The sequence below is a fragment of the Sphaerospermopsis reniformis genome (genome assembly GCF_005402885.1).
Lineage (GTDB): Bacteria > Cyanobacteriota > Cyanobacteriia > Cyanobacteriales > Nostocaceae > Sphaerospermopsis > Sphaerospermopsis kisseleviana.
The window spans coordinates 1-4,906 of the sequence record NZ_BJCE01000320.1 but is presented as its reverse complement, the minus strand read 5'-3'; the positions used below and the strand labels follow the sequence as shown (position 1 = coordinate 4,906).

The 4,906-nt window shown below is 41.8% G+C and carries 7 protein-coding genes; 3 read left to right on the top strand and 4 right to left on the bottom strand.

Annotated features, from left to right (window positions below):
- Positions 1-235: 235 nt before the first annotated feature.
- Positions 236-610: a hypothetical protein gene (locus FFR48_RS25380; RefSeq protein ID WP_137669275.1), complete on the bottom strand. Its 375-nt coding sequence runs from the start codon at positions 608-610 to the stop codon at positions 236-238.
- Between the two features lie 34 nt (positions 611-644).
- Complete coding sequence (locus FFR48_RS30770; RefSeq protein ID WP_199291295.1) at positions 645-812, bottom strand: transposase; 168 nt, start codon at positions 810-812, stop codon at positions 645-647.
- 416 nt (positions 813-1,228) lie between these two features.
- On the opposite strand from FFR48_RS30770, the gene FFR48_RS25370 reads away from it, so the two are divergent.
- Entirely contained in the window at positions 1,229-3,133 is a 1,905-nt protein-coding gene (locus FFR48_RS25370) for a chloride channel protein (RefSeq protein WP_137669274.1), read from the top strand.
- Positions 3,134-3,326: 193 nt separating this feature from the next.
- Here FFR48_RS25370 and FFR48_RS25365 read toward each other — a convergent pair whose 3' ends face one another.
- Entirely contained in the window at positions 3,327-3,740 is a 414-nt protein-coding gene (locus FFR48_RS25365) for an AbrB family transcriptional regulator (protein WP_096571485.1), read from the bottom strand.
- A 398-nt stretch (positions 3,741-4,138) separates the two neighbouring features.
- On the opposite strand from FFR48_RS25365, the gene FFR48_RS30290 reads away from it, so the two are divergent.
- Together FFR48_RS30290 and FFR48_RS25360 are read left to right on the top strand one after the other, a co-directional pair.
- Entirely contained in the window at positions 4,139-4,270 is a 132-nt protein-coding gene (locus FFR48_RS30290) for a hypothetical protein (protein WP_268932469.1), read from the top strand.
- The gene (locus FFR48_RS25360; protein WP_096571486.1) at positions 4,267-4,710 is read left to right on the top strand and encodes an Rrf2 family transcriptional regulator; all 444 of its coding nucleotides are present in this window, start codon (positions 4,267-4,269) and stop codon (positions 4,708-4,710) included. The genes FFR48_RS30290 and FFR48_RS25360 overlap by 4 nt, the downstream gene beginning before the upstream one ends.
- Here FFR48_RS25360 and FFR48_RS25355 read toward each other — a convergent pair.
- On the bottom strand, positions 4,707-4,906 hold a 200-nt coding region (locus tag FFR48_RS25355; protein ID WP_162501965.1), incomplete at its 5' end, for a hypothetical protein. The two genes, FFR48_RS25360 and FFR48_RS25355, sit on opposite strands and share 4 nt — an antisense overlap.

The window sequence follows — 4,906 nt, the reverse complement described above, 5'->3', positions numbered from 1 at the left end:
CGGCAGGCGGCAAGCGGCAGGAGGCAGGAGGCAGGAGGCAGGCGGCAGGAGGCAGGAAGCGACAGGGAGGAGGCAGGAAGCAGCACGAAGGAGGCTCGAGGCAGCAGGCACGCGGCAGACCACAGGACGCAGGCCGCACACCGAACGCCGAAGACCGCACACCAAACACCAATCACCAATCACCAATCACCAATCACCAATCACCAATCACCAATCACCAATCACCTGTCACCAATCACCAATCACCTGTCACTTTCTCACTTCCTGGAAGCAGTTCCTGTTTATACTTTGTGCTGTCCTGGGTGATAGCAATTGTAGTAAATAAAATTGCACCTCCCATAGCTAAAGCCAACAAATAACGTTTGAAAAGCGGCAAATCTCTAATCATCCTGGCTAAAGGTCGGCTTTGACGACGCAACGCCGAGGAGATAAGAATTTTTTTCCAAGTAAACGGATCACGGACGTAGTGACCACTTTTACAAACTACGAGTTTTTCCTGACAATAAGGACAAATAAATAATCCGATATAAGTCTTAACAGGCTTAGTCCTGTTATTTCTTTGGCAAATCGGACAAGTAACATAATTATTATCAAAGGTGTGTATATTCATCTAGAGCTTCCGCCTAGTCCATTTACTGATTCATTTACGCTGAACATTTCTGAGCATTGATTGACAAAGCTCGAACTGTAACGATAGCAATACCATCATTACTGACGGTAAAGGAGGAATCCCTCAAAGCACGCAACATAATATTACGTGCGCCGTTAGCATCTCTCGGTGTTTGCGCTCCACAATTCGGGCATTGATGCACCTTAGAGCCGCTTAATTTAGAGTGATCTTTCTATAACAATAGCTATATTCACTAAGAAGTATGGCTGAAATCAAGTTCTGATCTCAGGAGGTAGTAGGGGCAGGAAGTAGGAGGTAAGAGGCAGGAAAACGAAAAATATTACCTGTTCTCTGTTCCATCTGATAGCTGATAGTGAATACTCAATCTATCTCCCCATCACAACTACTCACTGTGATAACTAACAACTTGTATTAACTAATAATTCTCTCCTATTTCAACTATTCTGATCATAAAAATTTCAACTGCTTGTCTGAGTTGATGAAAACTGTGTATATGAAGGATATCAACCATACTTGTCTGGTTGCTTAATCATGGCTCACAATAATAATTAACCAATAAAAAAAATAAATTTTTTCTTACATTTACACCGTTTTTCCATGACTCTCTTGCCTCCTACACAACTGAGGAAAGTAACTCAGCCAGTTGCCTTTCCCACATCTTCTGCTCGTTTAACTCATCTGATCAATCGTCTTCAGCCATCCCCGGAAACAGTGGTGCTGTTTTTAGCCATGCTGATTGGTGGTGGTACGGGTATGGGTGTGGTCACTTTTCATTATCTCATCGAGTTGATTCATCACTTGATGCTAGAAAATTTTTTGGGACAGATAGGAGTCTGGGGTGGTTGGACTTTAGCTTGTGTTCCTACCCTGGGCGGATTAATTGTAGGCTTAATGCGTTGGCGTACTGAAGATTTTGGACCTGGACTTTCATCTTTAATTGCTCTATCTCAGGGTAGAGAAGTTAAGCAACAATTACGACCTGTTACTAAGATGATAGCTGCTGCTGTTTCTTTAGGTAGTGGTGCATCTTTGGGTCCTGAGGGTCCTAGTGTGGAAATAGGTACTAATTTTGGGGTGTTGTTATCAGATGTACTGCAAGTTTCTCAAGAGAGGCAGCGGTTACTGTTGGGTGCTGGTGCTGCTGCTGGTTTAGCAGCTGGATTTAATGCTCCCATTGCTGGGGTATTTTTTGCTTTAGAGGTGGTTATGGGGGCTACTTCTTTTGCTACTTCTGCCGTCAGTGTGGTCTTACTTGCAGCGGTAGTAGCAGCTTTAATTGCTCAAATTGGTTTGGGTTCTCAACCTGCTTTTGCTTTACCTGCTTATCAAGTTCGCAGTCCTTTAGAATTACCGCTTTATCTGGGTTTAGGTTTGGGTGCAAGTTTGGTAGCTTTGACTTATACACAATCTATTAGTTTAGGTAAAGCTTTTTTTAGCGGACGCTTTCAAGGATTTCAATTTTTGGGCAAGATTCCTAAACCTATTCAACCAATTATTGGTGGTTTAATAGTTGGTTTAGTGGCTTTGCAATACCCACAAATTTTAGGTATTGGTTATGGAACTGTGCAAGCAATGTTGCAAGATCAAGAGTTTTCCTTGAATTTGTTACTTGTACTTATAGGGTTGAAACTGCTGATGACGGCTGTTAGTTCTGCTAGTGGTTTTGTAGGTGGTTTGTTTGCGCCTGCCATGTTTTTAGGTGCATCCTTTGGATCTGCCTATGCTAAAGTTTTGGCTTTGATAGTTCCCGGAGTTGCTGAATATATGGCTGCTCCTCCAGCTTATGCAATGGTGGGTATGGCTGCTGTTTTGGCGGGTAGTGTGAGAGCGCCTTTAACAGCTATTTTAATGTTGTTTGAATTAACTCGTGACTACCGAATTGTTTTACCTTTGATGGCTGCGGTGGGTTTAAGTGTCTGGTTAGTAGAAGGAATTAAACCAACTGTTAATTCTAATTCCAATCTACAACAGATTGGTCTTTCGGAATTGAAAGATGAGCAAGTGGAAATTGTACAGCAAATTTCTGTGGCAGATGCTATGCACTCTTATCCTAAAAAAATGCCGGCAAATCTTGGGGTTTTAGAAGCTGCTATGGAAATGATCCGCGATCGCTCACCCAGTGCTTTAGTCATTGATGCCAATGAACAATTAGTCGGTATTATTTCTCTGGACGATATTAACCGCACTCTTTCTCTTTGGGAAAATTACCAACATTCTCCTGGTGAAATACAGCCTAATTTTTCTAGTCAAACACTCATAGATATTTGTACGACTGATATTCTCTATGCTTGGCAAGATGAACCTTTATCTGAAGCTTTAGATCGTATGGCGCTGCGAGGTTTGCATCAGCTACCAGTGGTAGCAAGAAACAACCCCGACTGCATTTTAGGTTTACTCGAAAAAGAGCAAATCGCTTTAACTTGCAATTTAGCAGCTACGCGCAAAGCTTTACAGCACTATTTACCAATGTTGCCAACAACCGATATAGTTATTGGTCATTAGTCTTTGGTGATTAGTGATTGGTGATTAGTGATTGGTGATTGGTGATTGGGGAAGAGGTTTTTAACTGCTGACAACTGATAACCGATTGGTTAGTACACAAAAATCAATAACTGCAAGTCTGGGTTTAGCATTGCTAAACCCCTACAGCTGACAACTGATCTTCTAGCTGAAAACCTCTACAACTAAATTTTGATTAAGCTGTAGCTTCTTCTACTTCACCATCTTCTCTGTCTTCTGGATCTACTTGGCGTAGTCGAATATGCTTCTTGCCTAAAGTAATGATAAATTCATCTCCAGGTTTAAGATTCATCTGTTTTGTATAAGCTGAACCTATGAGTAAATTGTTGTTAGACTGCACGCTAATTCTATAGCTGGCACTGCGTCCACCACGGCCATTAGCACCTGGTGTACTGTCCAACTCAATGCCCTCGGCATCAATTAAGGCATTCAAGAATTTCATCATATTCACGCGCTCTATACCATTTTTGGTAACAGTATAGTAGCCACACTGTTTAGCTTTCTCTTCCTTGCTTTCGTTCTCTAGCTCCTTAACTTTTTGGAGCAGTTCTTCACCAACAAGGGGTTCATTTTTTTTCTGTTTAGGCATCAACTTTGGTCGGAATTAAATGATTGAAGTGGTTGAATCGATTTTATTTTAACTGATACTGAGCTAACAGGAACAGAGTCCTTTATTTTTTTATCTCAGCATAGCCAAGTATATTACACTCTTATCAGAAATTGTTGCACAATTATCAATCTTGTCAAGATATTTTCTAAAATAAAATTCTGATCATGCTCAGAGAGAGATATATATAGTTTGTGAATTACTGGTAAACTGTATTTGTTTAAGTTTTTTAAAGTGACGTAAAAAAGTGGTTTGCTAAATAAAGATGATTTTCAAGTCTTTAGTTATTAGTCATTAGTCAGGAGTTCAAGGAGTCAGGAGTTCAAGGAGTCAGGAGTCAGAATAATTTTAGATTTTAGATTTTAGATTTTAGATTGGAGTTGACAAAAACAATCCAAAATCCTTTCATTGTATCCCCAGTCACCAGTCCCCAGTCCCCAGTCCCTAGTCCCCAGTCTCTAGTCCCCAGTCCCCAGTCCCCAGTCCCCAGTCACCTATTCCCTAATAAATGAAACTAACCACGAGAGGACACTATAGCGTTAAGGCATTGCTGGATTTAAGTTTACAGCCGAAATATGGACCTGTATCTGTCAGAGCGATCGCTAAACGTCAAGATATTCCTGCTCCCTATTTGGAAAAGCTGCTAATAGAAATGCGTCGCGCTGGGTTAGTCAACTCAATTCGTGGCAGTGTTGGTGGCTATCAATTAGCAAGAGAACCTGCACAAATTTCCATAGGACAAATTTTAGAGGCTGCTGGGGAAAATATGACTCACATACCTCTGAACAGTCCACCACCTGCTCAAGCGGAAGATTGGGTAACTTTTACTCTGTGGCAAAGACTGAACCAAAAGTTAAAAGAAGCTTTGTATAGTATTACTCTGGCAGACCTTTATTATGATGCGCGAAGTTGGCAAGCATCTCTAGGGGAAGAAGCAAGTTTTGTAGTTTAGTCAGTTGACTGGTGATTGGTGACTGGGGACTGGGGACTGGTGATTGGTGACTGGGGACTGGTGATTGGTGACTGGGGACTGGTGATTGGTGATTGGTGACTGGGGACTGGGGACTGGTGACTGGTGACTGGTGACTGGTGACTGGTGACTGGGGACTGGTGATTGGTGATTGGTGATTGGTGACTGGGGACTGGGG